24 protein-coding genes are annotated in these 25142 nt (G+C 50.5%); 14 read left to right on the top strand and 10 right to left on the bottom strand.

Going from position 1 to position 25142, the window contains the following annotated elements; genetic code table 11:
• The first annotated feature begins 255 nt into the window (after nucleotides 1-255).
• Entirely contained in the window at nucleotides 256-1734 is a 1479-nt protein-coding gene (locus H6G21_RS11160; RefSeq protein ID WP_199307156.1) for a DUF2079 domain-containing protein, read from the top strand.
• 253 nt (nucleotides 1735-1987) lie between these two features.
• Nucleotides 1988-3196 carry an SGNH/GDSL hydrolase family protein gene (locus H6G21_RS11155; RefSeq protein WP_190573482.1) on the top strand — a complete coding sequence of 403 codons (1209 nt, stop codon included), beginning with the start codon at nucleotides 1988-1990 and terminating at the stop codon, nucleotides 3194-3196.
• Nucleotides 3197-3226: 30 nt separating this feature from the next.
• On the opposite strand, the gene H6G21_RS11150 is transcribed toward H6G21_RS11155, so the two are convergent.
• The gene (locus tag H6G21_RS11150) at nucleotides 3227-4153 is read right to left on the bottom strand and encodes a glycosyltransferase (protein WP_190573481.1); all 927 of its coding nucleotides are present in this window, start codon (nucleotides 4151-4153) and stop codon (nucleotides 3227-3229) included.
• A gap of 65 nt (nucleotides 4154-4218) precedes the next feature.
• The gene (locus tag H6G21_RS11145; protein WP_190573480.1) at nucleotides 4219-5019 is read right to left on the bottom strand and encodes a Uma2 family endonuclease; all 801 of its coding nucleotides are present in this window, start codon (nucleotides 5017-5019) and stop codon (nucleotides 4219-4221) included.
• Between the two features lie 276 nt (nucleotides 5020-5295).
• Between H6G21_RS11145 and H6G21_RS11140 the strand changes: the two genes are divergently transcribed.
• A complete protein-coding gene (locus tag H6G21_RS11140) occupies nucleotides 5296-6498 on the top strand; it encodes an argininosuccinate synthase (protein WP_190573479.1) in 1203 nt (400 codons plus the stop codon).
• Nucleotides 6499-6663: 165 nt separating this feature from the next.
• On the opposite strand, the gene H6G21_RS11135 is transcribed toward H6G21_RS11140, so the two are convergent.
• On the bottom strand, nucleotides 6664-7314 hold the full coding sequence (locus H6G21_RS11135) for a DedA family protein (protein ID WP_190573478.1): 651 nt from the start codon (nucleotides 7312-7314) through the stop codon (nucleotides 6664-6666).
• Nucleotides 7315-7675: 361 nt separating this feature from the next.
• On the opposite strand from H6G21_RS11135, the gene H6G21_RS11130 reads away from it, so the two are divergent.
• The gene (locus tag H6G21_RS11130) at nucleotides 7676-8149 is read left to right on the top strand and encodes an STAS domain-containing protein (protein ID WP_347278008.1); all 474 of its coding nucleotides are present in this window, start codon (nucleotides 7676-7678) and stop codon (nucleotides 8147-8149) included.
• Nucleotides 8150-8338: 189 nt separating this feature from the next.
• Here the strand turns inward: H6G21_RS11130 and H6G21_RS11125 are convergent, their stop codons facing one another.
• On the bottom strand, nucleotides 8339-8905 hold the full coding sequence (locus tag H6G21_RS11125) for an Npun_F5560 family protein (protein ID WP_190573476.1): 567 nt from the start codon (nucleotides 8903-8905) through the stop codon (nucleotides 8339-8341).
• A gap of 324 nt (nucleotides 8906-9229) precedes the next feature.
• Complete coding sequence (rpsF, locus tag H6G21_RS11120) at nucleotides 9230-9547, bottom strand: 30S ribosomal protein S6 (RefSeq protein ID WP_190573475.1); 318 nt, start codon at nucleotides 9545-9547, stop codon at nucleotides 9230-9232.
• A gap of 139 nt (nucleotides 9548-9686) precedes the next feature.
• Here rpsF and H6G21_RS11115 point away from each other — a divergent pair, with 139 nt between their 5' ends.
• The gene (locus tag H6G21_RS11115; protein ID WP_190573474.1) at nucleotides 9687-10466 is read left to right on the top strand and encodes a fumarylacetoacetate hydrolase family protein; all 780 of its coding nucleotides are present in this window, start codon (nucleotides 9687-9689) and stop codon (nucleotides 10464-10466) included.
• A gap of 138 nt (nucleotides 10467-10604) precedes the next feature.
• On the opposite strand, the gene H6G21_RS11110 is transcribed toward H6G21_RS11115, so the two are convergent.
• Both H6G21_RS11110 and H6G21_RS26010 read right to left on the bottom strand, forming a co-directional pair.
• The gene (locus tag H6G21_RS11110; RefSeq protein WP_190573473.1) at nucleotides 10605-11102 is read right to left on the bottom strand and encodes a Tic20 family protein; all 498 of its coding nucleotides are present in this window, start codon (nucleotides 11100-11102) and stop codon (nucleotides 10605-10607) included.
• A gap of 154 nt (nucleotides 11103-11256) precedes the next feature.
• Nucleotides 11257-11454 (bottom strand): hypothetical protein, encoded by a 198-nt coding sequence (locus H6G21_RS26010; protein ID WP_190573472.1) that lies wholly within the window; start codon nucleotides 11452-11454, stop codon nucleotides 11257-11259.
• Between the two features lie 389 nt (nucleotides 11455-11843).
• On the opposite strand from H6G21_RS26010, the gene glyA reads away from it, so the two are divergent.
• From glyA to aroQ, 5 genes are all read left to right on the top strand, one after another.
• A complete protein-coding gene (gene glyA, locus H6G21_RS11100) occupies nucleotides 11844-13139 on the top strand; it encodes a serine hydroxymethyltransferase (protein ID WP_190573471.1) in 1296 nt (431 codons plus the stop codon).
• Between the two features lie 375 nt (nucleotides 13140-13514).
• Nucleotides 13515-14564 carry an MraY family glycosyltransferase gene (locus H6G21_RS11095; RefSeq protein WP_190573470.1) on the top strand — a complete coding sequence of 350 codons (1050 nt, stop codon included), beginning with the start codon at nucleotides 13515-13517 and terminating at the stop codon, nucleotides 14562-14564.
• 129 nt (nucleotides 14565-14693) lie between these two features.
• The gene (locus tag H6G21_RS11090) at nucleotides 14694-15947 is read left to right on the top strand and encodes a competence/damage-inducible protein A (protein ID WP_190573469.1); all 1254 of its coding nucleotides are present in this window, start codon (nucleotides 14694-14696) and stop codon (nucleotides 15945-15947) included.
• 223 nt (nucleotides 15948-16170) lie between these two features.
• Nucleotides 16171-16311, top strand: a complete 141-nt coding sequence (locus H6G21_RS11085; protein ID WP_190573468.1) for a hypothetical protein — start codon at nucleotides 16171-16173, stop codon at nucleotides 16309-16311.
• Nucleotides 16312-16391: 80 nt separating this feature from the next.
• Nucleotides 16392-16838 (top strand): type II 3-dehydroquinate dehydratase, encoded by a 447-nt coding sequence (gene aroQ / locus H6G21_RS11080; RefSeq protein WP_190573467.1) that lies wholly within the window; start codon nucleotides 16392-16394, stop codon nucleotides 16836-16838.
• A 245-nt stretch (nucleotides 16839-17083) separates the two neighbouring features.
• On the opposite strand, the gene H6G21_RS11075 is transcribed toward aroQ, so the two are convergent.
• A complete protein-coding gene (locus H6G21_RS11075; protein WP_190573466.1) occupies nucleotides 17084-17587 on the bottom strand; it encodes a DUF4168 domain-containing protein in 504 nt (167 codons plus the stop codon).
• Nucleotides 17588-17909: 322 nt separating this feature from the next.
• Entirely contained in the window at nucleotides 17910-18893 is a 984-nt protein-coding gene (holA, locus tag H6G21_RS11070) for a DNA polymerase III subunit delta (RefSeq protein WP_190573465.1), read from the bottom strand.
• Between the two features lie 245 nt (nucleotides 18894-19138).
• Between holA and H6G21_RS11065 the strand changes: the two genes are divergently transcribed.
• The gene (locus H6G21_RS11065) at nucleotides 19139-19918 is read left to right on the top strand and encodes a DUF1868 domain-containing protein (RefSeq protein ID WP_190573464.1); all 780 of its coding nucleotides are present in this window, start codon (nucleotides 19139-19141) and stop codon (nucleotides 19916-19918) included.
• Between the two features lie 628 nt (nucleotides 19919-20546).
• Here H6G21_RS11065 and H6G21_RS11060 read toward each other — a convergent pair.
• Nucleotides 20547-20945: an AbrB family transcriptional regulator gene (locus tag H6G21_RS11060; RefSeq protein WP_190573463.1), complete on the bottom strand. Its 399-nt coding sequence runs from the start codon at nucleotides 20943-20945 to the stop codon at nucleotides 20547-20549.
• Between the two features lie 1151 nt (nucleotides 20946-22096).
• Between H6G21_RS11060 and H6G21_RS11055 the strand changes: the two genes are divergently transcribed.
• The 3 genes from H6G21_RS11055 (at nucleotide 22097) to H6G21_RS11045 (ending at nucleotide 25046) form a co-directional block, all read left to right on the top strand.
• Nucleotides 22097-23092: a succinate dehydrogenase/fumarate reductase iron-sulfur subunit gene (locus H6G21_RS11055; RefSeq protein WP_190573462.1), complete on the top strand. Its 996-nt coding sequence runs from the start codon at nucleotides 22097-22099 to the stop codon at nucleotides 23090-23092.
• A gap of 62 nt (nucleotides 23093-23154) precedes the next feature.
• Nucleotides 23155-23349, top strand: a complete 195-nt coding sequence (locus H6G21_RS11050) for a chlorophyll a/b-binding protein (RefSeq protein WP_190573461.1) — start codon at nucleotides 23155-23157, stop codon at nucleotides 23347-23349.
• Between the two features lie 140 nt (nucleotides 23350-23489).
• Nucleotides 23490-25046 carry an anthranilate synthase component I gene (locus tag H6G21_RS11045; protein ID WP_190573460.1) on the top strand — a complete coding sequence of 519 codons (1557 nt, stop codon included), beginning with the start codon at nucleotides 23490-23492 and terminating at the stop codon, nucleotides 25044-25046.
• Nucleotides 25047-25142 lie beyond the last annotated feature (96 nt).

The following is a 25142-nucleotide window of genomic DNA, read 5'->3' as shown; positions in this document are numbered from 1 at the left end:
TCTCCTTTCGGGTTAATCCTCCATTCAGGCGTACTTCATAGGGCGAATTGATGGGAAAGCGAGATCCAGGAAGACATACAAGCGTTCAATTCCCGTCCGTTCCTGCACAATTCTGGAAGCACCCGAAACCCTGAATGTGTGGTTTTTACAGCTTTTCTAGCCTAGCATAAGCGGGCCACTCTAGGGATTGACTCGATCTGGAATTTACGGGGTACTGGATAATGAGGGGTGCTGATATTGTGGTGCGATCGCCCTATGCGTGCAGTGAAATGGCTCCCACTTGAGTCTCCAGCAGCTCTCCCCGTCGATCTCCCGCCCAAGCCGTTGCAGTGGCTGATGGGAATCAGCATGTTGATTTTGATGGGATGCAGCACGGTTCGCCATCTCCTGTTGCGATCGGGATCCCTCGACCTTGGATACTTCGACCAAGCGGCCTATCTGCTTAGCCAGGGGGAAGTGCCGATCGTGTCCTTCTGGGGCTACCACTTTATGGGCGGCCATGCGGACTGGATTATGTATTTTGTGGCGATCCTCTACAAACTGTATCCCACGGTGTACTGGTTGTTGGGGCTGCAAGCGATCGCCCTCAGTCTCAGCCCCTGGCCCGTCTGGGCCTTGGCACGGCAAGCGGGATTGACCACGGCTCAAGCCAGCACGATCGCGGGAACAACCCTGCTGTATCCCCTGCTGTTTAACCTGAATCTGTCGGACTTTCATCCGGAAGTGTTGGCCTTTCCCGCAATTCTGACCGCCCTTTGGGCCGCTCGGGCCAATCGTATCGGCTGGTTTGGTAGCGCAATTTTTCTCGCCCTGGGTTGCCGAGATGCTTTGGCGTTGACGATCGCGGCCATGGGGCTGTGGTTGATCGTCTGGGAAAAGCGCCGAGTCTGCGGTGCGATCGCGCTCTTTTCCGGCACCCTTTGGTTTCTTCTGGCGACAAAAGTGGTGATTCCGGCATTCCGACCCCATGGCGTGGAGTCAGTGGTGCGCTACGGCTATCTCGGCCAATCCCTTAACGAAATTGTCTTCAATATTTTCTTTAAACCTTGGCTCTGGCTGGAACATATTGTTTCCCTGGAAACGCTGAATTATCTGTTTGTGCTGCTGATTCCGCTGGCCTGGGGACTGGTGGGGTTACGTTCCTGGAAGCCGTTAGTCCCCTTGGTCGCGGCCATTCCCCAATTGGCGATGAATCTGCTGTCTGAGAATGATTTGATGCGCAATATCATCCATCAATACTCATTGCCGATTCTGCCCTTTCTGCTGTTAACCGTAATCGCAATCTTGGCCGAGGGCAAAGGGAGCATCCCATCACGGCGCTGGATCTGGGTTTGGGCGATCGTCAGCTTTCTGGCTATGGCGAAGTATGGGCAATTTACGGGTAAATATTTGGATGGATTTGAGACATGGCAGGCACGACGGGAGGCGATCGCCCAAATTCCGGCCCACCAGGGCACCGTACTCACGACCCACGAACTGATTCCCCACCTGACCCACCGTCCTGGGATTTATCAAATTACGCCAAATCAACCGCCCCAGAGTTTTGCCGCAATGGATTATGTGTTGATCAATCAGCACTACCCCGCCTTCCGGAAGAATCCCGCTCTAGCGACCCGCTGGCTGAACCAGCTCAAGGCCGATCGCCAGTTGCAGTTGCAGTTTGAAAAGGAGGGTGTTTTTCTTTTTGTGCAGCGATCGCACGCCAAAACGCTCACCTCACAAGCCAAACGCTAACCATCCTCGGCAATCTGCGCAAATGGGGGATTGCACAAGTTCAGATAACAATTTATTTCCTGGGCAACATTCTCTCTAGCCAAGTCGCTATAACCAACTCTATGCGGCCCATCACTCTATGCGGATTATTAGGTTGTCTGATTAATCTGCCTTGACTTATTAGCTCGTCTTAATTAGTTGTATAGCTCCCCCGCATCCGGTGTGCATCAGCTCAAGAAAATTTAGTGCTCTGAACTGATCCAGGAGTCAAGCCATGCCCCAGGCCCCGCTAGCATCCACTGATAAAAGCGCTGTTAAAGATAATTACGATTTTGCCAATTTTCTCTCCAATTACTCCAGTGCTCTGAGTCGTCGATCGCGATCGACCCGGTGGATCAAGTCTCTTATTCATGATCTATTTGACGATCGGTATCTGCTAGCGATCTCACCGAAAAATACGCTACATCGCCGACAATACGACCAAATTGTGGCCTTTGGTGACAGTTTGACGGATACCGGAAATTTTTCTCGCGACTTTTCTAGGGCCTTTGGCATTCCGTTTCCGCCCAGCCCACCCTATGCCCCCGGTCGTCTTTCCAACGGAGCCCTGTGGGTTGAGTCCCTGGCGAAGGATCTCGGTATCACGAAGGTGTCCAATTTTGCCTACATCGGAGCGACCACTGGAACACAGAATGTAGCTTCATTAACCTTAGGCCAAGCCTTACCCGATATCTTTCCCGGCATCCAGCAGGAAGTAGATACCTTCCAACTCAGTTTGGCGGGACAACGGGCTAATCCCAATGCCCTATATTTCGTTTGGGGCGGAGCCAATGATTATCTCTTTTCGTTGCAAAGCCAGTTTGCCAATGCCGCCAATGACATTGTCCAAGGCGTAACCAACATTGCCCGATCGGTGATGAAGTTGTCGGATCTGGGAGCCAATACGATCGCGGTTGCCAACTTGCCCAACCTAGGCCGCACCCCCTTCGCCACCATCCGCAATATTTCCACGGAAAGCACCCTCTATAGTTTGGCGTTTAACATCACCCTCTCCTTTACCTTGGCCAAACTCGATCGCTACCTCAAAGCCGACATCGTAGAACTGGATACCTTTTCGCTCGGAGAAGCGATCGCGGCCAATCCCAGCAAGTTTGGCTTCACGAATATCACTGAGCCAGCGATCGCGAAACTCCCAACCATCAACCCGGATACCTATCTTTTCTGGGACGAGTTCCATCCCACTCAAGCCTTCCACAATGTGATTGCGAAAACCTTTGAGCATGCGTTGTCTGCTCCGACGCCCAGCCGAGTACTGGAAACTAGCTTAAACACCGCGATCAGCTTACTCAATAGCAGTAATGGCAGTGCCCTGCGATCGGCATTTACCACCCTGCTCAGCAGCAGTTCCCAACGGTTATCCAGCATAAACCCACTGTTGGCTTCCCAATCGATTACTCCACCCTCCAAACTCAGTTTGGTTTAACCGCCCATCTGGCCTAATCGCTAATTCGGCTTAACAGCTTTGCGCCTTGAGTTCAGCGTAGGCATCATAGACCCCACGCACGTTGTACCAATTGAGGAAAATCCGGGCCGCTTCCAACGCTAATTGAGGTTGCCCGCGATCGATCAACCATTGCAGCAGCGGAGCCATCGTCTTTTCATTCAGCAAACCCCCTAGGGACAGCAACCCCCAGAGAACCTTATGAATCCAGGTCATTTGGATCATCATCCGCACTTCCCAAGTGGGGTGCTTTTGGTAAAACAACACGCCCATCCGCCCGCGCTGAATTTCCTTGTCAATTAGGTTGGGAATCTGGGCCAAGCTAAACGGCGGATGCCAATGATAGCCCACGGCTTCCGGAGCCTTAATCAGCTTCAGCCCCAAATTTTTCAGCCGCACTCCCAGTTCCAAATCCTCCCAGCCGTAGAGTTGAAACCCCGTATCGAACAAGCCCGCTTCCAGTAACCAGTGCTTGGGAATCGCCACATTGCCCGTTGCAAAAAACGCCGCCGAGAAATCCGTGACTTTGTAGGGTTCCGCCGTGGGTTGATCAAAGTTGCAGGTGTTAATCACGCGGCCATAGGTAAAAAAGCGATCGCTGCCCAATTCCTGACGCCCTTTTGCCAACGCAGCCCCATGGGACTGGAGAAACGTAGACAGCACCACTAAATCACTGTCAATAAAAATAATCATGTCTCCTTGGGCCTTTTCCACCCCCAAGTTTCTTGCTGCCGAGGGGCCAAGGTGGTTTTGGCAAAAGAGGTTGACATGGGGAAATTCCGCCGATCGATCGCGTAACCAATCCACCGTGCCATCGGTTGAGCCATCATCCACCACTACGACTTCATAGGGTTCGCTCCAAGCCTGCTTCTCCAGTGCCCGCAGACACTTTTCAAGAATGGGCTTGCGGTTGTAGGTCGGAATGACAACACTAAACACTCAACAACTCCTGGCAATGGGATTCCCTTCAGTCTATCGTGGCGACTGGTGCGATCGAATTCGCGTTAACCCACAATACCAGCAACCGTTTCCACCTCTAGCGCCAAGGTAGTGGCAATCTGTTCAGGGCTCAGTCCCAATTCTGCGAGTTTTAGCACCGCTTGGATCAGTTGAGCTTCAGCGCGATCGGCCCGTTGTTTTTCAGACTCAGCCCGTTGCTTTTCAGACTCAGCCCGTTGCTTTTCAGACTCAGCCCGCTGCTTTTCAGACTCAGCCCGTTGCCGCTCTTGCTCAGCCAGTTCGCGCAGTTCCACTGGGTTGAGAAAGCGCTCTCCATTGGGTTGATAGAGTTCTAGGTCATCTTCAGTCAAGCAAAAACGAATTTGTAAACGGGGACTTACCCAGTCCGATCCGATCGTCACAGGTTCCAAGCCCCGTTGCCCGCGCAGAAAAATCTGTAACGTCGCAACCCGAGGGTCATAAACGTAATACTCCTCCACGCCATAGCGATCATAGAATCGGAGCTTCCGATCCATTTCATCAGAAGTATTACTATCGGAGAGGATTTCAAAGATGATTTGCGGCGGAATCTGCCCCTCCTCCCACTGTTTGTAGGACTTGCGGCTATGCTTGGGTCGCCCCAAAACAACTAAGACATCCGGTGCACAGCGAATCGTAGGGTCTCCCTCCACCGGATACCAAAATAAATCCCCTGCAATAAAGACATCATTCTGATTTCGGTAGAAAATCTCTAAATTTTCTTTGATCAGAACAATCCAATCAAACTGAATCGTACTATTGGCCAACGGTTCTCCATCCGATTCTGGGTAGAAAATTTCATCGGGCTTGGTCAGTTGGGTAACCATAGTTTTCCCTCGTTTTTCCTTGGGTTTTCCCTCGATCGCTGTAATCAATTGGCTTCGATCGGGACGATGGTCAGAATTGTCAGAGTAGTTGTTCTACCCCCATATCTTGCATTGCTAGCATCGTCCGTAGGTTGGAACTAGACCCTTGACTGAGTTCCAGTGTACCGATTCTGTTGAGAAACCCTCAACTTCCTGGGGATTCTTCCGGTCGATCGTCCCCTGCAACCCCACTTTGCCAGATAATAGAAAACTTGTTAATTAGCAATGAGAGACATCATGGGGCGAGCAAAGAAGGTTGTGTTGGCCTATTCCGGCGGTGTGGATACCTCCGTTTGCATTCCTTACCTCAAACAGGAATGGGGCGTCGAAGAAGTCATTACCCTGGCGGCTGACCTAGGACAGGGTGATGAGCTGGAACCTATCCGCCAGAAAGCGTTGAATTCTGGGGCTGCCGTTTCCCTAGTGGCCGATGCCAAGGCTGACTTCGTGAAAAATTATGCCTTCCCAGCCATTCAAGCCAACGCCCTCTACGAAAATCGCTATCCTTTGTCTACGGCCCTAGCACGGCCCTTGATTGCCAAGTTGCTTGTGGATGCCGCAGCGGAGCATGGTGCAGATGCCGTAGCCCATGGCTGTACGGGGAAAGGCAACGACCAAGTGCGCTTTGATGTCGCGATCGCGGCCCTCAATCCCAATCTCAAGGTCCTCGCTCCGGCACGGGAATGGGGCATGAGCCGTGAAGAGACGATCGCCTACGGTGAAAAGTTTGGCATTCCATCTCCGGTGAAAAAGTCCTCTCCCTACAGTGTGGATCTCAATTTGCTGGGCCGTAGTATCGAAGCAGGCCCGCTGGAAGATCCTTACTATGAACCGACGGAAGAAGTCTTTGTCTTGACCAAGGCGATCGCTGATACCCCCAACGAACCTGAATACGTAGAAATTAGCTTTGAGCAGGGCGTTCCCGTGGCGATCGATGGCCAAGCCTTTGATCCAGTCGACCTGTTCATCCACCTCAACCAGCGGGTGGGCAACCATGGCATCGGGCGGATCGATATGCTGGAAAACCGCTTGGTCGGTATTAAATCCCGCGAAATTTACGAAACGCCTGGTTTGTTAGTTCTGATCCACGCCCACCGGGATTTGGAAAGCCTCACCCTAACCAAGGATGTCACCCAATACAAACGGGGCTTGGAAGAAACCTACGGCCAAATGGTTTACAACGGGTTATGGTATAGCCCCTTGAAAGAAGCCCTCGATGCCTTTATCCAGAAGACCCAGGAGCGGGTAACAGGTACCGTGCGGGTGAAGTTGTTCAAGGGCAACGCTACGATCGTCGGTCGTAAATCCGCCAACTCTCTCTATAACGAAGATCTGGCAACCTACGGATCGGGCGATCAGTTCGACCACAAGGCCGCAGAAGGCTTTATCTATGTGTGGGGCTTGCCTACGCGCGTCTGGTCTCAAAAAGTTCGTGGCTAGGCGTTTGTAGCCATTTTGCTAAAGGTTAGCCCAAGTCAGCTTCCAAATCAATTCCAACAAAATAGCGATCGTCTCATGGTAAAGACGATCGCTATTTTTATGAAGCGAGTTATGCAACAAGCGCGGGTTGAACGATCGCGCACTCCAAGGAAAACGGATGGAGAATTATTCCCCTTCAGCAGAATGTTGAGGGGTCACGATCGGCTTGTGCTTGCGCGACTCCAACCACAGGGGAATCGCAATCACAGCCACCACGATCGCGAGGGCAATCAAGGCAAACTGGGACGCTAGACTGATGAGCTTTTCTAGAGGCACTAATTGTCCCGCAAAGAAGGCAAGACTGACCATTACCGTGGCCCAAGTCAATGCTCCCGCAACGTTGTAGGCTGTGAATTTCCAAAAGGGCATTTCAGCAATGCCCGCCAGTGGACTGGCAAAAACCCGCAAAAGCGCAATAAAGCGCCCAAAAAAGACAGCTTTACCAGCACTAGAACTAAACTGTTGGCGTAAATCTTCTAATTGAGATTCTTGAAAACGCAGGAGCTTTCCTAGGTTCAACAGCAGAGGCCAACCCCCTGCACGGCCAATCCAATAGCCCGCCGTACCACCCAGGGCCGCTCCCCCTGCCGCATCCAGGAGCACCCAGTGATATTTCAACTGCTCACTGCCCGCCAAAAAACCGCCGACGATCGTCACCGTTTCGCCAGGAATGGGTAACCCCAGATTTTCCAGCAAGATCCCCACAAAAACTGCCCAGTAGCCATACTTCTGGGCAATGTCTTCAATTAGCTCTGGCGAAATGAAGTCCAATGACATTAGACGTCCTTTACAATCCTTCATGCACCCATCTATCTTGGCGTGCAGCTATCCAGACTGTCAATCAAGTCTTGATGGCTGCCCAAAAGTCTAGAGGCCAACCATAGGCCATCACAATTTTCAATTGAAGAAATTATTATCACTGTTCAAAGATTTCTTTAAGAAACTAGGCTTGCTTTCTGCCCTAAGGTCAAGATTTAATGAAACCCTGACAAAATAGACGGGTTCCTCCGATCGGGGTTTCTATATTGAAGCTATCTAAATTCCGTAGAATTACAGACTTTGTGGGAAAAAATTTCTAGGTGTTTCACCGAGGGAGTCCGCTGTATTCTCAACCCATACTGTGAAAATTGGTGACCTAATGCCTGCTGGAGACCAGAACGATACCAGAACGATACAGGTCACGATCGCTCGATCCATGTATTTTCAATCCATGCATCTTAGTCAAGAAAATCTTAGTCAAAAGAATTTAATCAAGGGGTGTGGTATGACAGTTCAAATAGAGACCAAAGGTTTAGTCCTTTTACAACCCCAGTTTCAGTTTGATGAACAGTGGTTAGCTGCTCAAATGAAGCAGGTTTCCCGCCATCGATCGAACGGGCCTGAGCAGACTCAGGTTCAACAGCTTTGGGTGTTAGACCTATCCGCGATCGATTCATTGGATAGTACCGGCTTAGTTGCCCTCGCCTCTGGGGTACGCATGGCCAAACACCACGGGGCCAGAATGGTGATTTGTGGCCTTAGTCCGTCAATGCGATTAATTTTGGAAATTTCTCGTTTAGACAACGTATTGCCGATCGTGGAAACCTATGAAGGTCTTGTCCAAGATTGCTAACCTGTGGCAGATCCAATCCTTCACTTTCCAAGGATTTGGAATCTCAACACCAGGAACAAGCAACCTGGCTAACAACCCAGCAAACCAAACGGGACACCCTGCTATGTCGAGCTGATATGCCGTGAGCGGGGTGTCCTGTTCGTTATTCTTGTCAAACTTACAGCTAGCGAGTCGCGGATCCAGCCTGGATTAGACATTTTCTAAGGGAGATAGCCCTGGTGCAGACAAATCAACTTCGTCTTCACCACGGGCAAAGCTGGGTAAATCCAGTTGTCCCGCCTTACGACTCCGCACCGCCAAGCGATAGCTGACACTTTGTAACTCGGCATGGAGTTTGCGATTTTCCTGCTGAATTTGGGCTACTTTTTCCTTGACAGGAGCCATCCGTTCAGCAAACTTTTGGCGATAGAGATTCGGCAGTTCCTGAACCACCTGTTCTAGCATTTGTGACCGATCGCTCAGCTCCTGTACTGACTGCTCCAGAGAGCAAATCCGAGTATCACGTTCAGCAATTTGATCCTGGTAAAAGCTGACCTGTTCTTCCATGCCTTGCAACTGTTCCCGCAGGGCTCGCATTTCCGCCAAGTCGCGTTCAGTTGTCACTTGCTGTAGGGGCTGACGACTATTTCCCTTGACCAGCCGAAATAGTTCCTGGGAGAGCTGCTGTACCAACTGGTCACGGGTTTGCAACTCTTCTTTGAGATGGACAACTTCAGCCTGAAGCTGCTGGAGAGTAGGAATTTCAGCTTGGGACACGACTTCGTAGCTCCGTTAACTAACGCGGATAATTCGATGGACAAGAAATTGATTAATCAAGGATGCTGGCTATTTTAATCAGCGATCGGCAAGATGACACACTGTTCTCAGAAACTTCTCAGCAAACTTAACCAACTCACTATTGTCCCCGTTGAGAATCACTCAACCAAGACTCTCCAAATTTGTCAATCCAAGGCTGGTTGAAATGCCTTCAGTCACCCAACGGTCCTAAAAAAAACGAGGCAGTCTTAATCAACTGCCCCGGAACTCACACTAAATCGTTTAGCTTGTGATGAAATCGTTAGCTTGTGATGAATTGATAGCTTAAGCTTGCGCTTCTTCAGCTTCAACGGTTTGCTTGACGGTGAGGTAGCGAATCACATCTTCGTTCAGACGCATGGCCCGCTCCATGGCTGCGATCGCTGCGCCCGTCACCCGGTAATTCATCTGAATGTAGATGCCTTCACGGTGACGATCGATTTCGTAGGCCAGACGACGCTTACCCCGGTGTTGAGTTTCGAGAATTTCTGCCCCATTATCCTTGAGGATGCCTTGGTATTTTTCGATCGCTTGATCGACAGATTCATCCCCCAGGTCAGGGCGCAGAATGTACATTGTTTCGTAGATAAAGTTCTTAGCCATGGGTTTTCTCCTTTTGGACTAACTGGCTTTCTCCAGTACCAGTCGCTCATTCAGTACTGAACCTGATCCAGTACTCCATGACGCTGCCACCAAAAAAGCAAGGATCTACAATTTTATACCAGTTTGAGCACAAAGTCCTATGGCACAGCGCTATGTCCGCATCCAAGCCCCTGATCAACGCATTTTTTATGGGTTGCTCCACCTCGATCGCACCGTGCAGGTGCTCGACGCTCCTCCTTGGTTGCATGGACAGCCGATGGATCTGACCTTTCCGGAAACGGATTACCAACTACTAGCGCCCTGTGCCCCCTCAAAAATTGTGGCCGTGGGTAAGAATTACGCGAAACATGCCGCCGAAATGGGTGGTGTTCTGCCACCGGAACCCTTGTTGTTTTTGAAACCCACCACCACAATTATTCCCCATTGCGGATCCATTCTGTATCCGCCCCAGTCCGATCGAGTAGATTACGAAGGAGAATTGGCGCTGGTCATGGGCGATCGTGCCGTGGATTGTTCTTTGGCTGAGGCGGAAACCAAAATTTGGGGGTACACGATCGCCAACGATGTCACAGCCCGCGACCTTCAGCAAAAAGACGGCCAATGGACTCGGGCCAAGGGGTTTGACACCTTTTGTCCGATCGGCCCCTGGATTGTGCGGGAAATTAGTCCGGATGCCCAAGTCACAACGCTCTTGAATGAGACGAATGTTCAATCAGCCTCTGTCAGCGAAATGGTTTTCTCGCCTGCGGCGTTGGTGTCATACATTAGCCACATCATGACCTTGTTACCGGGAGATGTGATTCTCACCGGCACTCCTGAGGGCGTTGGCCCCATGCAAGTGGGCGATCGAGTACGAGTCTCGATCGAGGGAATCGGATTTCTAGAAAACACCGTTCATAAACGGATTAGTCCTGAATGACCCCAAAACCTTTCCACCCAGACTTCGCTTTAAACATGCGCTGCTAGGAATCCACTGTGAGTAACAAGCCCAGTCCTAACCAACCTAGTCCTCACTAGTCCTAATCAGCCCAGTCCTAACAGCCCTAGCGCAGCAGCCCTAGTAACGCACTTGGTTGGACACCGCCTCAGAAATGGCTGGAATTTCCGCATATCGCCCCAAGGCCGTCTGAACCACTGAATAGCCGACCGCCACTAAGCCACCCAGAAAAATTGTGTTGAACAACGTCTCTGCAACGATCGTGTTTTTGAAAATCGCCTCGAGGAAGTACTGCCAGACAATCCCCATGAGACTCAGGACGATGCCGAACAGAATGGCTTGCATGACGTTGTAGCGGAGGAAGTGGGACAGTTCCGAGTTCCGCACCACCAACATATAAAGGGCTAAAAATACGGCAAAGGAAAGCAAGCCCCCAAAACCGTAGTAAATGCTAATGATTGGACTCAAGGGCACCACTAACAGGGCAAACACAGGGGCTAGTAATGAACCACCAGTAATTCCTTGACTGACTAAAACCAGGGTTTCCATCAAGGGCAAGATGTAGACCAAGCAAGAAAAAAAGCGATCGGATGGACTAACAGACCCACGGCCAGTCATGAGCAGATTCTCCAACGAAATACAACAGGCTATGCACCAGCATACTTTAGCAAACCTATCGGATTGACGAGCGTCAGCCTTCAGTACCCGCTAGAAGGTTCGAACCATTAAGTGATGATAGGGAGGGTATCGGATGACTAAAGATGAAGCCCCGTTACTCAACGTTTAAAATTTTGAAGCCCATCTGACATTCAAACTGACGGGGTTGCTGATCAACCGTTTTAGCGATCGCCTGACCACATCGCAGTCGTCCCCCTTGCCAACGGGGTTGACCACTTTGATCAGCCATAAGGCAGTTTTGACAAACTTGCTGAGGAGAAATCAGTTGATCACCGACTAGAACCACTAACATTGCTGCCACCTCCAGTGATTCGCCTGTGTCTCTTGACCATATTGTCTTGACTTTATTGTAGGCGAGAGATAAGGACGATCGTTGCAAACTTTATAGACAGTTTAAACGCTGGCTCATTTTGAAGTCGTAACCCATGAGACAGGCCACTGCACTTGACACAAAAACTCTGACGTAAGATTAAAAATTTTGGTTTCCTCTCAAGTTGCCCAATGCGTCAGACTTCTCAACGCAGTATGATTTGAAATCTGACTGAACTAAAAAGGAGCTTGAGCGAACAATCTGCCAAGCGACCGCAGCGGCTAGGCTAGCAATGTCGTACCGCTAAACCAGGACATCAAAGCACGTCTCTGACGTTTTCCCATTCACTACATTTGCATAGGACTGAAACTGTGACTACGAACTCTGATTTCCTCTCCAAACAGGATCCAGCAGTTGCTGCATTGATTAACCAGGAACTGAAGCGTCAACGGGATCACTTGGAACTGATTGCTAGCGAGAACTTTACCTCCCCCGCTGTCATGGCAGCCCAGGGCTCGGTGTTGACCAACAAATATGCTGAAGGCCTGCCCAGCAAGCGCTACTACGGCGGCTGCGAGTTTGTGGATCAGATTGAACAAATTGCCATCGATCGCATCAAGGAACTTTTTGGCGCAGCCCATGCCAACGTGCAACCCCACTCCGGTGCCCAGGCCAACTTTGCTGTGTTTTTAGCGCTCCTCAAACCGGGTGATACCATTTTGGGGATGGATCTGTCCCATGGCGGTCACCTAACCCACGGATCTCCGGTGAACGTTTCCGGGAAGTGGTTCAACGTCGTGCAATATGGCGTCAGTCAAGAAACTGAGCAACTAGACTACGAGCAAATTCGGGAACTGGCCAAACAACACAAGCCTAAGCTGATCATCTGTGGCTACTCAGCCTATCCCCGGACGATCCACTTCGACAAATTCCGATCGATCGCCGATGAAGTGGGTGCTTACCTCATGGCAGATATCGCCCACATTGCTGGGCTTGTTGCCACGGGCCACCATCCCAATCCCCTGCCCTACTGCGATGTGGTCACCACCACCACCCACAAGACTCTGCGGGGGCCGCGCGGTGGATTGATCATGACCCGCGATGCAGACCTGGGCAAATTGTTCGATAAGGCGGTGTTCCCTGGAACCCAAGGCGGGCCTCTGGAGCATGTCATCGCGGCAAAAGCCGTTGCCTTTGGCGAAGCCCTCAAGCCTGAGTTCAAGACCTATTGCGCCCAAGTCATTGCCAACGCCCAAACTTTAGCAGCCCAACTGCAAGCACGGGGCTTCAAGATCGTTTCCGGCGGCACCGATAACCATCTATTGCTGGTGGATCTGCGATCGATCGGGATGACAGGTAAAATTGCCGATGCCCTGGTCAGCGAAGTCAACATCACTGCCAACAAAAACACCGTTCCCTTTGATCCAGAATCGCCCTTTGTCACCAGTGGTTTACGGCTGGGTACAGCAGCCATGACGAGCCGGGGTATGGGAACCGCTGAGTTTACGGAAATTGCCAACATCATTGCCGATCGTTTGCTGAACCCGGAAGATGCCGCGATCGCCCAATCCTGCCGCGATCGTGTAGCAGCCCTGTGTGAGCGCTTTCCGCTCTATGCCCATCTGGGTGCTGCTGAAGTAGTCGCTGAAGAACCCGCCCTCGTGTAGGCATTTCCTACCACCAGAGGAGATCGAGGCCCGCTGCCCGATCTCCTCCGCAAGACCCATTAAGCAATCTGGAAAACAAGCAATCTAGGACGCAAACAGTCTGGGCAACAAGCTGAAATCCCCTTGGCTCAGCAGGCACCTTGCTGCAAAAGATTTCCTCACTTTGGCAATTTTGCGTGTATGCTGAGGCACCTTAAGCACGAATTTCGATCGGTTAAGCTAATCTTCGCTGAAACTTGACGGAACTCCCGCAAAACTATCGAAGAAACAAGCAAACCCGATCGGTCTTAATAAATCTTTGCTGAGTAACATCAGTATGTGGTAGGCTCACCCTGCTGGCAACGTCTGTCCAAAGAAACTTCACTGCACTTCCAGATGCTGTCCCTTCTCTATCCCTTGGCTGCTTTTCTCATTGCTGCTCTAACGGTCATTGTTACCACCCCCTTGATCAAGAAGACGGCACTCCGTTTGGGGTTCGTCGATCGCCCCGATCCCCGGAAGGTTCACAATCGTCCCATGGTACGGTTGGGCGGGGTGGCGATGTTTGCGGGGTTTTCTCTCGCGCTGCTCACAGTTTGGTGGACAGGGGGCTTCGGGCAACTGCCGCAAGTCAAAGAATACGAAGCCTGGGGGGTCGCTCTGGGAGCCTTGGCTTATTTTGGTATTGGCTTGCTCGACGACCTGTTTAATTTGTCGCCCCTGAGCCGACTGATTATGCAAGTTATTGTCGCGATCGCGGCTTGGTCGGCGGGCGTACAAATTGACTTTATTACCATTCCTGGCTTGGGACTTCTCCAGCTTCCCGATCCAATCAGTCTGACCATTACGGTGCTGTGGCTGGTGGGCATGACCAATGCCATTAATTGGATTGATGGCTTAGATGGCTTGGCGGCTGGGGTCTCCGGTATTGCAGCCGTGGTCATGCTGCTGACTTGTATTTTCATGAAGCAACCGGCAGCAGCGCTGATTGCCGCCGCGCTTGCAGGGTCTTCCCTCGGGTTCCTTCGGTACAACTTTAACCCAGCCCAAATTTTTATGGGGGATGGTGGATCCTACTTTATTGGATTTACCTTAGCGGGTATTGGCGCGATCGGCCTTGTCAAAGGCGTTACCACCGTGGCAGTCCTATTGCCCTATCTGATTCTGGCGGTACCCATTCTCGATATGTCGGCGGTTATTCTCGATCGATTACGCAACGGCAAATCGCCCTTCATTGCGGACAAGCGCCACCTACACCACCGCTTGCTCAATGCTGGACTTTCCCACCGCCGGACGGTTCTGTTTATCTATTCTCTGACCCTCTGGGTTGGGAGCTTAGCCCTAGCCTTTTCGGGGGTTCCCAGTGGCTTTGCCTACGCCATTTCGGCCACGTTGATTCTCAGCTTTGCGACCTGGCGAGTTTGGAGAATTGCCAAGCAAGCTTAGAGACTAGGCCGAGGGACTGAGTGGAAAAATGCAGCCTGGTGATCTAGCGCAGCCTAGTAATCTACCCGATTTCTCTCCCGCAGTAATCCCGCCCCAACCAATCGCCTTAGAACCCTAGGTTAAAAATCCATGACGATCGTTGCAGAAGTGTTGAGTGTCGGCACCGAGTTATTGCTGGGCGACATTCTGAATTCCAATGCGCAATTTTTAGCCCAACAGTTGGCTCAGTTAGGCATTGCTCACTATTACCAAACCACCGTCGGCGATAATCCCGATCGACTGAAACGGGCGATCGAACTTGCTGCGAGTCGGGCACAGTTACTGATTTTCACGGGTGGCCTGGGGCCAACTCCCGATGATTTAACTACAGAAACGATCGCGCAAACGTTTGAAACGCCTCTGGTGGAAGATCCCGCAGTGGTTGCAGACATCGCTCAAAAGTTCGCAGCCCGTGGCAGAACCATGACCGACAACAATCGGAAACAGGCGCTCCGGCCCCAGGGATCAGCCATTTTGCCCAATCCCGTCGGTACCGCCCCCGGCATGATTTGGCAGCCTCGGCCTAATGTCACAATTTTCACGTTCCCTGGAGTGCCCACGGAAATGAAAGCCATGTGGCAGGAGACAGCCATTCCCTATCTCCAAGCCCAGGGCTGGACTTCAGCCACGATCGTCAGCCGAACCCTCAGGTTTTGGGGCATTTCCGAGTCCAGTCTGGCTGAACGGGTCAGTGAATTTTTGGCGTTGACAAATCCCACAGTCGCACCCTATGCCAACTGGGGGGAAGTCAAATTGAGAATTTCCGCTAAAGCGGATTCAACGACCGCTGCACAGGCTCTGATTAGCCCGGTGGAAGCCCAACTGCGCGCGATCGCAGGCAGCGATTGCTATGGTGCAGATCAAGATTCCCTAGCCTCTGTCGTGGGGGCCTTACTCAGGGATCGAGGGCAAACAGTGGCCGTGGCTGAATCCTGCACCGGCGGTGGGTTGGGCCAGATGCTCACTGGGATTTCCGGGAGCTCGGAGTACTTCTGGGGCGGAATCATCGCCTATGACAACCGCATTAAAGAAAAACTCCTAGGGGTAGATCGGACAGTCTTACAAACTGAAGGGGCCGTTAGCGCGATCGTGGCGGAACAGATGGCAGGGGGAGCCCGATCGGCCCTAGGCACAGACTGGGGAGTCAGCATCACAGGGATTGCAGGCCCCACGGGTGGAACCGATGCGAAACCCATCGGCCTGGTCTACGTTGGCGTAGCTGCCCCCGATGGCAGCGTTATAGCTCAGGAATGCCGTTTTGGCAACCGAGGTCGAGATTGGATTCGGCAAGTCAGTGCTTGTAGTGCCCTTGACCAATTGCGGCGACAAGTCCTGGCTGGATAACCCTACCTGGATAACCCTCACACTTCTGTCAAGATTCGTTATGATTTGAATCAGATGGGAGAAGTCCTGCAAAATTTCTGCTTGGCTTTACTTCGTTCCCTTGTTAAGATCAGGTTATGTTTACCTTTAAAAATTTTCTTCGTCGAGGAGATTTTTAGCTTAAGGGTTTAACGTCTGAAAGGTGACTGTGTCCAGACTAGACATTTAAGGAGAGGTCTGTTCAATGGATGTCATTGATAAGGTTCTGGAAAAGGTAAAAGAGTGGGCTCGCAAGCTGATTGAAGCGCTGTTAGGCCCCGATGCTCAGCCTGAACCTGAACCCATTCCAGTTCCCGTGGACGATCGCCGTCGCTACCCACGTTAGAACGGACGTTTCACTGGGTAAAGAGTTTCGTCTTCTATCATTTCAATCAAAACTTCGCTGACGCTACGAGAAGGTCAAGTTTGTTTAGCGTTTTAGTATTGCACGGCCCTAACTTGAATCTTTTAGGTCTGCGTGAGCCGGAAGTGTATGGCTCTACGACCCTGGCAGATATTAACTTGATGCTGGAGCAAATGGCTCCAGATCTGGGGATCAGGGTGTCTAGTCTACAGTCTAACCATGAGGGTGCCTTGGTGGATGCCATCCATGCTGCGATGGGAGTTCACCAAGGCATTTTAATAAATCCCGGTGCCTATACCCATACCAGTGTGGCGATTCGGGATGCGATCGCGGGAGTGAATCTGCCCACCGTAGAAGTTCATTTGAGTAATATCCATAAACGCGAAGCCTTTCGCCATCATTCCTACATTGCACCAGTTGCGATCGGGCAGATTTGTGGGTTTGGCGCTGAAAGCTATCGGTTGGGCTTACAGGCATTAGTAACCCATTTAAAGCAGCAACCCAGTTGAAGTCTTAGTCAGCCTAGGTCTGAGGTCGCTTCAGTCATTGCTCCGGCATTGCTTTGCTCAAAAAATGGTGCGCTCAAAAAAAATCCTAAAAAATTTTCCCGCTCCATGAATCTGGAGCGGGAGTCTAGGTAGTTGAAGTTGCTGAAGCGGGGCAGAATTTGATGGGCTAGCGATGGCAACACGCACCTAGCGCTAGCAACACGTACCTGTAGGCCGTAGGAAGTTTCTGAAGTGTCTAGAAGCGTCTATTTAAGATTAAGGCGCTTGATTTCTGCGTTAATCCGTTCCTTCATATCACTATTGCCTGCCTGACGCTGGAAGCTATTGAATTCCTCTGGCTTGAGTTGATATTTCTTGACCGTATCTCCAGCAAACCGATTGAAATTACCACAAATGCCTTGCACTGCCTCGCGAATGCCTCCCGGAATTTGTTCCAAGCCGCTGCTATGACAGACATTATTGGGAACATTCCCATCGGTCAGTTCCTTCACTCGGCCAATCAAAGCCCGCCGTTGCTTTTCAATTTCAAAGGCCGCCCGAACGTAACGGGTAAACGAAGATTCTTCCGCCCGTGCTACCTGAGTTCCCCAGAGTGTGGTGCCCAATAGCGCCGAAGATGAACTTCCGAGGGGAAGGATGGGGGCCCAGCTTGCGAGCAGGGTCAATGAAGACAACGCACCAACCCACAGCGATCGAGTCAGCGATCGCTGGCACCCGCGGCGGTATTGGGACAGAGGAGGAGTCTTCACAGGAGTTGGGATTGGGAAGCTAGACAGACGCATGGTTTTAGGGGAGAACAGCAGGTTACTCATGACAAGGTGTGACGTTTGAAAAACTTGCACACAACAGAGGATTAATTTTCTAGATTCATTCTATGCGGGATAAGTTCCTGACCTGTCACAGATTCTTGAAATCCTGAAAAGCGAGCGAGCGTGCCTGGGAGGGCGTAGAACAATGGTTCAGACAATTTTGATAGAAAGGATTGATAGAAAGAGTTGATAGAAAGGATTGGTAGACAGGGCTGTTAGAAAGAGTTGCGGTGGTAGAAAGCAGCTTGTGGCGGCCCGTCATTTAGCCTCGAAATAATTCACACAGCTCTATCACCTTGGTTTGTAGGACTGCTATTTCGTCGCCCCCTCGTTTTAAGCTAAATTCCAATTCCAAACAGAGGGGAAGAGCCCTTTCCCAGGCTTGTAGCGGCGTGCGAACCACTTCTTGGCGTAGGAAGTAGAGTTGCTTGGGGTTTCCAAGGTCTGCCGCTTGGGCGATCGTGCGATCGTCCCGTTCTCCAGACTCCAGCATTAGCTTGATCCAGAGGCGTTGGCGAAATTGCCCCGTCAGCGTAGAAACAATTCGGAGCCCTGGTTCATTTTGACGTAGCAGATCTGCCACCAGTTCCAGCGCCGTTGTCGTTTGCCCCTGACGAATCGCTGCAAACAGTTTGAGGCTATTTTGGTTGGAAGCAGTGACGATCGGGGCAATCTCGTCTACATCTAGAGGCTGTTGGGTCGTTCCAGCCAGTAGGCGAATTTTTTCCAACTCGCTATGCAGTTGCCGGGTCTGGTTTCCGACTGCTTCTACCAAATAATCCACTGCCCTCTGGGTCAACTTGAGATCCAGTTCCTGGGCCAGTTTACGGAGTTGTTGTGCTAGGTGATCAGTTTTCCAGGGCGGAATCGGGGAAAATTCTTGAATCTCCGCATATTTCTGCAAGAGCTTGGTGGACTTGAGGCGACCATCAGGCTTACTAGCACTGGTCATCACGAAGGTGGTAGTCGCAGGAATAGCTGGTAAAGTCCGTTCTAGCTCCGCTAAGAGGTCTTCTCCACAGCGTTGGGCGATCGAACTATCCACCAACCAAACAAAACGATCGCCCAAACCAAAGGGAGGCGTCATGGCTTGATTCAGGGCTTGCAGGATGGCATCCGGTTGATCAGTACTCAGTTTATCGAGGTTGAAGCTTGCCCAATCTGGGTCCAAAGCCTTAGTTTGCAGAGCTTTAACCGCACGATCTCGAGCAAAGGAATCTTCTCCCCAGAAAAAGTAAATGGGCATAGCGTTTTGTAGCGTCCTATGGGGTTCTTAGAAAAGGGGGTGCAGAGGGACTAGGATTAAGAAAACTTAACGGTCATTTTACTGCCCGACTGTGAATGAAATAGCCCTTAATCTCCGACTTGATCCCCAATCACAACTATGCTGTGGCAAGGCTTTTACAGATTGGTAAAAATTCCCTAGGTGAAGAGTCACTGATCCCGTTAGATTAAGGATAAATCTTCATTTTGTAATTGAGGCGATCGCTCTTGGACGAGACCTATCAAATTTATCTCAACCGAATAATGCGGATGACGCTGCCAGAAACCTATCGCTCCCAGGTGCAGAATATTCAGCAGTCACCAAAATTTGAGCGAAGTCAACCAGGCGATTGGCAGCCCAGCACATTTCCAGGGTATACCGTCATTACCCCCCCTGGCCCTGAAGATAGTGCTAATCCCGCTCTGTATCAGCGTTTGACCAATTACCAACACGAACTGGTCAAGACGTTGGGTGCGGATGTGTTCATTCCCATTCCACCCGAAAGTTTCCACCTGACCATTGCGGACATGATTTGGGATAGTGCCTATCGTCATGCCTGCGAGGATCCAGACTTTGAAGGCAAGTTACGATCGGGAATTTCCCAAAGTTTTGAGCAGAGTGCCCACTTGACCAGTGGACAGCCCATTCCCTTTCGGGTGGCAGGGCTCATCGTCATGACCCGTGCCATTGGCCTTGCCCTAGCGGCTACGGATGAAATGGGTTACAACCAAATCCTAGAATTGCGGCGATCGATTTATCAAAATTCCAACTTGATTGCCATTGGAATTGAGCAGCAGTACCACTTTACGCCCCACATTACGTTGGGCTATTTCGGGGATGTTGCCCAGGTAGATCGGGATGCCATGGCGGAAACCTGCGACCAACTCAATCAACCTTGGCTGGAAGCGACTGACGCGACGTTTTGGGTCAAGCAGGCTGAACTGCGACAGTTTCCCAACATGATGAGCTACCACCGCGAGGTAGATTGGCCCGTGTTTCAGTTCTAGCCTTCATAAGGCCCTTACCCATGCCTCCTATCAGGGTGTGGAGTTTAGCGGTGATCGATCGGGAACGTTGGGATCACCGCTTTTTTGATCACTTAACAACCTGTAGGCAAGGGGCCGGAGCCCATATCCTAAACCCATGGCCTGCCCTACGCATGATTTCCCCCACGCATGATTTCCCCCACGCATGGTTTCCCCCACGCATGGCCTGCCTCCGTATCTTGGAGCTATGTCTTGAGCCCATGTCTTGAGCCCATATCTTGAACCCATTGGGACTCTTGAGGACACGAATCATCCCAGAACCATAAGTATTCCAGCAACATCATTAAAGAATCCGACGAGCAAGAAATTGAACCGACCCTGCATAAGCTGCGCTTACACAGCAACCCTAAGCACATAGCCTTAAGTAGGTTTAGAAATTAGGTTCAGATCCCCAGTCAATCTCGTCGGCCTGCAATTGCATAGAGGATGAGTGATCTCTACGTAAAACTTTCTCTACGTAAAACTTCCATAGTGCCCGTCCCAAAGTGACGGAACAGTGCTTAACGTCTTGGCAGCAAGTCTTAGTGGCCAGTCTCAGTAGCAAATCTTGGCAGCAAGCCTTGGTAATCAGCTTTGACAGTGCCCTCATTTAAGTTTCGTCATCATCTCCAAGATCGTCAGTTTTATCTACTTGGATCAAATGAATATGCTTATATCCCAGCTTAATCAAAAATTGATCGCCGGGTTGAAGATTCATTTCTTGGGTATAGACTGTGCCAATAATGATCTGTCCATTTTTATGAACAGTCACACGATAGGATGCTTCTCGGCCTCGACTATCTTTTGCACTGGAAGCATCTAATGCGAGACCCTGTGCAGCCAAGAGCGCATCATAAAACTCGGTGAAATTAACTCGAACTTTCTTCGTCTTGCTAACGGTATAGTAACCACAGCGCATGGCCTTTTCTCGACGAGGACAATGGGCTAGGTCTTTTACCTTTTGAAGTAAAGCCTTACCTGTAAGAGGAGCAGTTGCTGTCTCAGTCATTCTCTAGAAAATATTCCTAATTGTTCTTACTTAGCCTAATAAAATATATCGCTAAAGTTCGTCAATTGAACATACTTCTTGGGAAGTTCTCCCCAACTCGGTTTGCAAGGTTTTCTAGATCCAATCTAACAGTTCAATTCAGTTATAAGGTCTTTAATAAATTTCTTCGACTTGAGTAATACACTGCATCGATCGCGACGATCCAAGTCATTCATCATAAAATGCAGACTCTAATCTCACATTTTTTTAAGAATAGGACTTTTCGACCTGCTATCAGCCTAATTCAAGTGAAGTTACAAGGGATTCTAACTGAGTAATAAGCAAGGATTAGACGCGCTAGAAATAATAAATTCTTTAAAAATTGATATTATCATGCGCATTGGAACCTGCTAGTCTCTAACTTGTCTCACCAGAGAAACCTGCGCAGTAATTGCTCACGTGATAGCAAATAAAAGCTGACTTTCTCCATGTTTTCTCCACAATTTGTTGAGGATTTGAGCAAGGTAAAATATTGATTACTTCATCCAGAGATGTTTGATTGAATCCAGCAGGTATCATCCCGCGATAGCATAGAATTAGCACTGATTATCCATTGATATTGAACTCATACTGAGCTGTGTTGCAAGATGTTACTCAACCCTTAAAAAGAGAGGTCAAAATCAGACAGACTCGGGGAATAAATGGGTGAGATCGGGGAATAAATGGGTGAGATCGAAATGCCCTATGGAAATTGCATAGGGTTATCTGGTTCCTATCACGGACAACCTATCTCGTAGCTCACCTCGGGTAGCTCACCCTCAAGGGGTAGTCAAATTCCTAAGCCCTACTAAAATTCCTAAGCCCTACTAATTAATCTGCATTGAATTCTTGGTAACTCGGTGGGAACGCTAAAAAGCTCAGTATTATGGAAGAGATGACTCGATCGGCTCCATCCAGGATCCAGTATTTCATAGGAGGCTGTAGCGTACTTTAGCGCAGCAGTCTCGGTTACAGTGCTTGATCTCACAACTTGATCTCACCATTAGATCATCACAATAGCATTTCAATATTGGGATCTTCTGATGGGGGTTTCTGATTAATTTTGTGGGGTTGGTAATGACGATCGAATCATGGTTTGGGTTGAGTTTTTCTAGTTTGGTGTCGTCTTGGTTATGCAAGTTAACTTCCAGATTGTTCGGCAAGCCCCTAACGAAATGCCTCGGGTCGAAACCTATTCCATTGAGACGGAGCCGGGAACGACCATTCTAGACTGCCTCAACCGCATCAAATGGGAGCAGGATGGCAGCTTGGCCTTCCGTCGCAATTGTCGCAATACGATTTGTGGGAGTTGTGCCATCCGCATCAACGGTCGATCGGCGTTGGCTTGTAAGGAACATGTTGGGAGCGAAGTCGATCGGTTTAGTGCTAACTCAACCGACGAACTCCCAACAATTACGATCGCGCCGTTGGGTAATATGCCTGTTATCCGCGATTTGGTGGTGGATATGAAAACCTTCTGGGACAACCTAGAAGCCGTGGAGCCCTACGTCAGCACAGCCGCACGGCAGGTACCAGAACGGGAGTTTTTGCAATCGCCAGCGGAGCGGGACAAGCTGAATCAAGTGGGTAACTGCATTCTCTGTGGGGCTTGTTACTCAGAATGTAATGCGCGGGAGGTCAATCCGAGCTTTGTGGGTCCCCATGCCCTGGCCAAGGCTTACCGGATGGTGGCCGACAGTCGAGACGACCAAACGGAGCAGCGGCTAGCGCAGTATAACGCTGGAGATGCTGGGGTTTGGGGCTGTACCCGCTGCCAGCAGTGCGATTCCGTCTGCCCTATGGAAGTAGCTCCCCTGCAACAAATTAGCCAAATCAAAGGCGAAATTTTAGATCGTAGCGATGACCAAGCCAGTCGATCGATCCGTCACCGCAAGCAACTGATTGAACTGGTGAAGCAGGGAGGGTGGATCGATGAGCGTAAATTTGGCTTGAACGTGGTGGCCAATAAGTTTCGCGACATTCCTGGGTTGGTGAGTCTGGTTCCGTTGGGGGTGCGGATGCTGTCCAAGGGCAAATTACCCCTAGACTTTCATCCTTCGGAAGGCACCAAAGAGGTGCGATCGCTGATCGAATCTGTCCAAGCCTTTGAAGCAGAATCCCAAGGTTAGGCACCACAGGTTAAAATTCTGCAATATTCCATCAAGGCCCTTGAACCAAGGATATTGAACCGATGACTGAAGAGCCGCAAGTACAAGACAAATCCCAGCAATCCGTTGAACCGAGCAGCACTGAAGCACCTGGATTTGGCTGGACGCCCTATGCTGAACAGATTAATGGTCGCTTTGCAATGCTTGGGTTACTCGGGCTGCTCCTCTTGGAGTTTTTTACCCACCAAGATTTTTACAGTTGGATCGGCTTGCGCTAAGTCCTAGCCGGTATCCGGTTTTGGCTGGTATCAATGCGGTCTACTGGTTGCTGTTGCAGTGGTTGAGTGGTGGGGGATGCCGTTGTTAGAATGGCTTCCCCTGAGTTTTGATAAGTCTTTTATTGGTTGCTCCGTTTTCTATGGTGACTTCCTGGCAATGGCGATCGTATCCGTTGGCCGATCGTACGGGTTCTGACATCTTTGCAGCGCTATTTGTCACCGAGCCGGTGGCAACTTTGCTGGAGAGTCCCTATCCTGCGTCGCCGGATTATCCTCAGTTGGGACGATATTCCATCTGTGCGGGAAACCCTCGCCAGGTTGCAGACCGAGCGCAACTGTGGACACCCCCCGTGGGGACAATTTTGCCGTTTCTGCGCCAGCAATTAGCCGGGGAATCCGGGGCAACCTCAGAACCCAAGGTCACCCTTCAGGATGCTTCGCAACCGCTGCCAGCATCCCAACCTCCGACTCATCTGCCTTTTATTGGCGGTTGGTTAGGGTGGCTGGGCTATGATTTGGCGTGGGAAATCGAAAAACTGCCCTATACGAATCCTGACCCATTGCCGTTCCCTGTGGCTTATTGGTACGAGCCAGATTGTTTTGCAGTGCTGGATCATCAGGCGCAGGTATTGTGGTTAGCGGTTACGGATGCCCAGGATTTTTCGCGCTTGGAGGTTGCTCTATCTGAATCAATGGCGATCGCGACCCAGGCAAACGATCGGAAGCAATTGCAGAAGGCTTCCTCTCCCGTAGCACCTTTGAAGTTACAGACCGATCGGGCTGCCTACGAAGCTGCGATCCTGAAAGCCAAAGCCTACATCCAAGCGGGAGATATTTTTCAGGCGAATTTATCCCTACGATTTGAAACGGAAACTCAAGCCAGTAGTTGGGCAATCTATCAAGCGCTACAAACCATTAATCCATCGCCCTTTGCCAGTTATTGGAGAACGCCCTACGGCGATGTGATTAGTTGTTCGCCAGAACGCTTAGTCAAACAGGTCGATCGTCAAGTGGAAACGCGACCGATCGCCGGAACTCGCCCCCGAGGCATGACCTTGGAAATCGATCAGGAATTGGCTTCAGAACTTCGATCGAATGCGAAAGAGCAGGCAGAGCACATCATGTTAGTTGATCTAGAGCGGAATGATTTAGGTCGGGTGTGTGAATGGGGAACTGTTCAGGTTGATGAATTACTGGTAATCGAGCGATACAGTCATGTGATGCACCTAGTCAGCAATGTGATTGGGACCCTACGATCGAATGTAGATAGCATTGATGTCATTCAAGCATTATTCCCCGGTGGCACGATTACGGGCTGCCCCAAGGTGCGTTGCATGGAAATTATTGAAGAACTAGAACCCGTGCGCCGCAGCCTCTTCTACGGTTCCTGTGGCTATTTGGATCTTCGGGGTAATTTGGATTTAAATATTCTGATCCGCACGCTGCTTTACGCACCACAAGACACATCTAAACAAGACACATCTAAACAAGATACCTCTAAACCGTTACCGGATAATGCACCGCAGACTGTAGCGTCCCAGACTGTAGCTGTAGCGTCCCAGACTGTAGCACCTCAAGTTGCAACGGTTTGGGGGCAAGTGGGAGCGGGAATTGTGGCGGATAGTGATCCCGAGCGAGAGTGGTTTGAGTCGTTACAGAAAGCAAAAGCTCAGTTAGCGGCCCTGGATTTGCATTAACACCTGTTCGATAGGCGCGTGATGTTGCCCGATCGTCTGTCCATCAAGCTCAGCAAAAATCTGTCTATCAAGCTCAACAAAAAACAGGTGGACGAT

Source organism: Alkalinema sp. FACHB-956 (genome assembly GCF_014697025.1).
Lineage (GTDB): Bacteria > Cyanobacteriota > Cyanobacteriia > Leptolyngbyales > Leptolyngbyaceae > Alkalinema.
Note: the sequence above shows the minus strand (reverse complement) of the source record. Positions and strands in the feature narration are given on the sequence as shown.

Coding starts and splice junctions, on each gene's coding strand:
- H6G21_RS11155 (WP_190573482.1), top strand. CDS start 1,988: ATGCCCCAGGCCCCGCTAGCATCCACTGATAAAAGCGCTGTTAAAGAT.
- H6G21_RS11110 (WP_190573473.1), bottom strand. CDS start 11,102: ATGACTGGCCGTGGGTCTGTTAGTCCATCCGATCGCTTTTTTTCTTGC.
- H6G21_RS26010 (WP_190573472.1), bottom strand. CDS start 11,454: ATGTTAGTGGTTCTAGTCGGTGATCAACTGATTTCTCCTCAGCAAGTT.
- H6G21_RS11045 (WP_190573460.1), top strand. CDS start 23,490: ATGGTGACTTCCTGGCAATGGCGATCGTATCCGTTGGCCGATCGTACG.
- H6G21_RS11130 (WP_347278008.1), top strand. CDS start 7,676: ATGCCTGCTGGAGACCAGAACGATACCAGAACGATACAGGTCACGATC.
- rpsF (WP_190573475.1), bottom strand. CDS start 9,547: ATGGCTAAGAACTTTATCTACGAAACAATGTACATTCTGCGCCCTGAC.
- H6G21_RS11095 (WP_190573470.1), top strand. CDS start 13,515: ATGCTGTCCCTTCTCTATCCCTTGGCTGCTTTTCTCATTGCTGCTCTA.
- H6G21_RS11160 (WP_199307156.1), top strand. CDS start 256: ATGCGTGCAGTGAAATGGCTCCCACTTGAGTCTCCAGCAGCTCTCCCC.
- H6G21_RS11145 (WP_190573480.1), bottom strand. CDS start 5,019: ATGGTTACCCAACTGACCAAGCCCGATGAAATTTTCTACCCAGAATCG.
- H6G21_RS11115 (WP_190573474.1), top strand. CDS start 9,687: ATGGCACAGCGCTATGTCCGCATCCAAGCCCCTGATCAACGCATTTTT.
- holA (WP_190573465.1), bottom strand. CDS start 18,893: ATGCCCATTTACTTTTTCTGGGGAGAAGATTCCTTTGCTCGAGATCGT.
- H6G21_RS11135 (WP_190573478.1), bottom strand. CDS start 7,314: ATGTCATTGGACTTCATTTCGCCAGAGCTAATTGAAGACATTGCCCAG.
- H6G21_RS11050 (WP_190573461.1), top strand. CDS start 23,155: ATGACTGAAGAGCCGCAAGTACAAGACAAATCCCAGCAATCCGTTGAA.
- H6G21_RS11060 (WP_190573463.1), bottom strand. CDS start 20,945: ATGACTGAGACAGCAACTGCTCCTCTTACAGGTAAGGCTTTACTTCAA.
- H6G21_RS11140 (WP_190573479.1), top strand. CDS start 5,296: ATGGGGCGAGCAAAGAAGGTTGTGTTGGCCTATTCCGGCGGTGTGGAT.
- H6G21_RS11055 (WP_190573462.1), top strand. CDS start 22,097: ATGCAAGTTAACTTCCAGATTGTTCGGCAAGCCCCTAACGAAATGCCT.
- H6G21_RS11090 (WP_190573469.1), top strand. CDS start 14,694: ATGACGATCGTTGCAGAAGTGTTGAGTGTCGGCACCGAGTTATTGCTG.
- H6G21_RS11085 (WP_190573468.1), top strand. CDS start 16,171: ATGGATGTCATTGATAAGGTTCTGGAAAAGGTAAAAGAGTGGGCTCGC.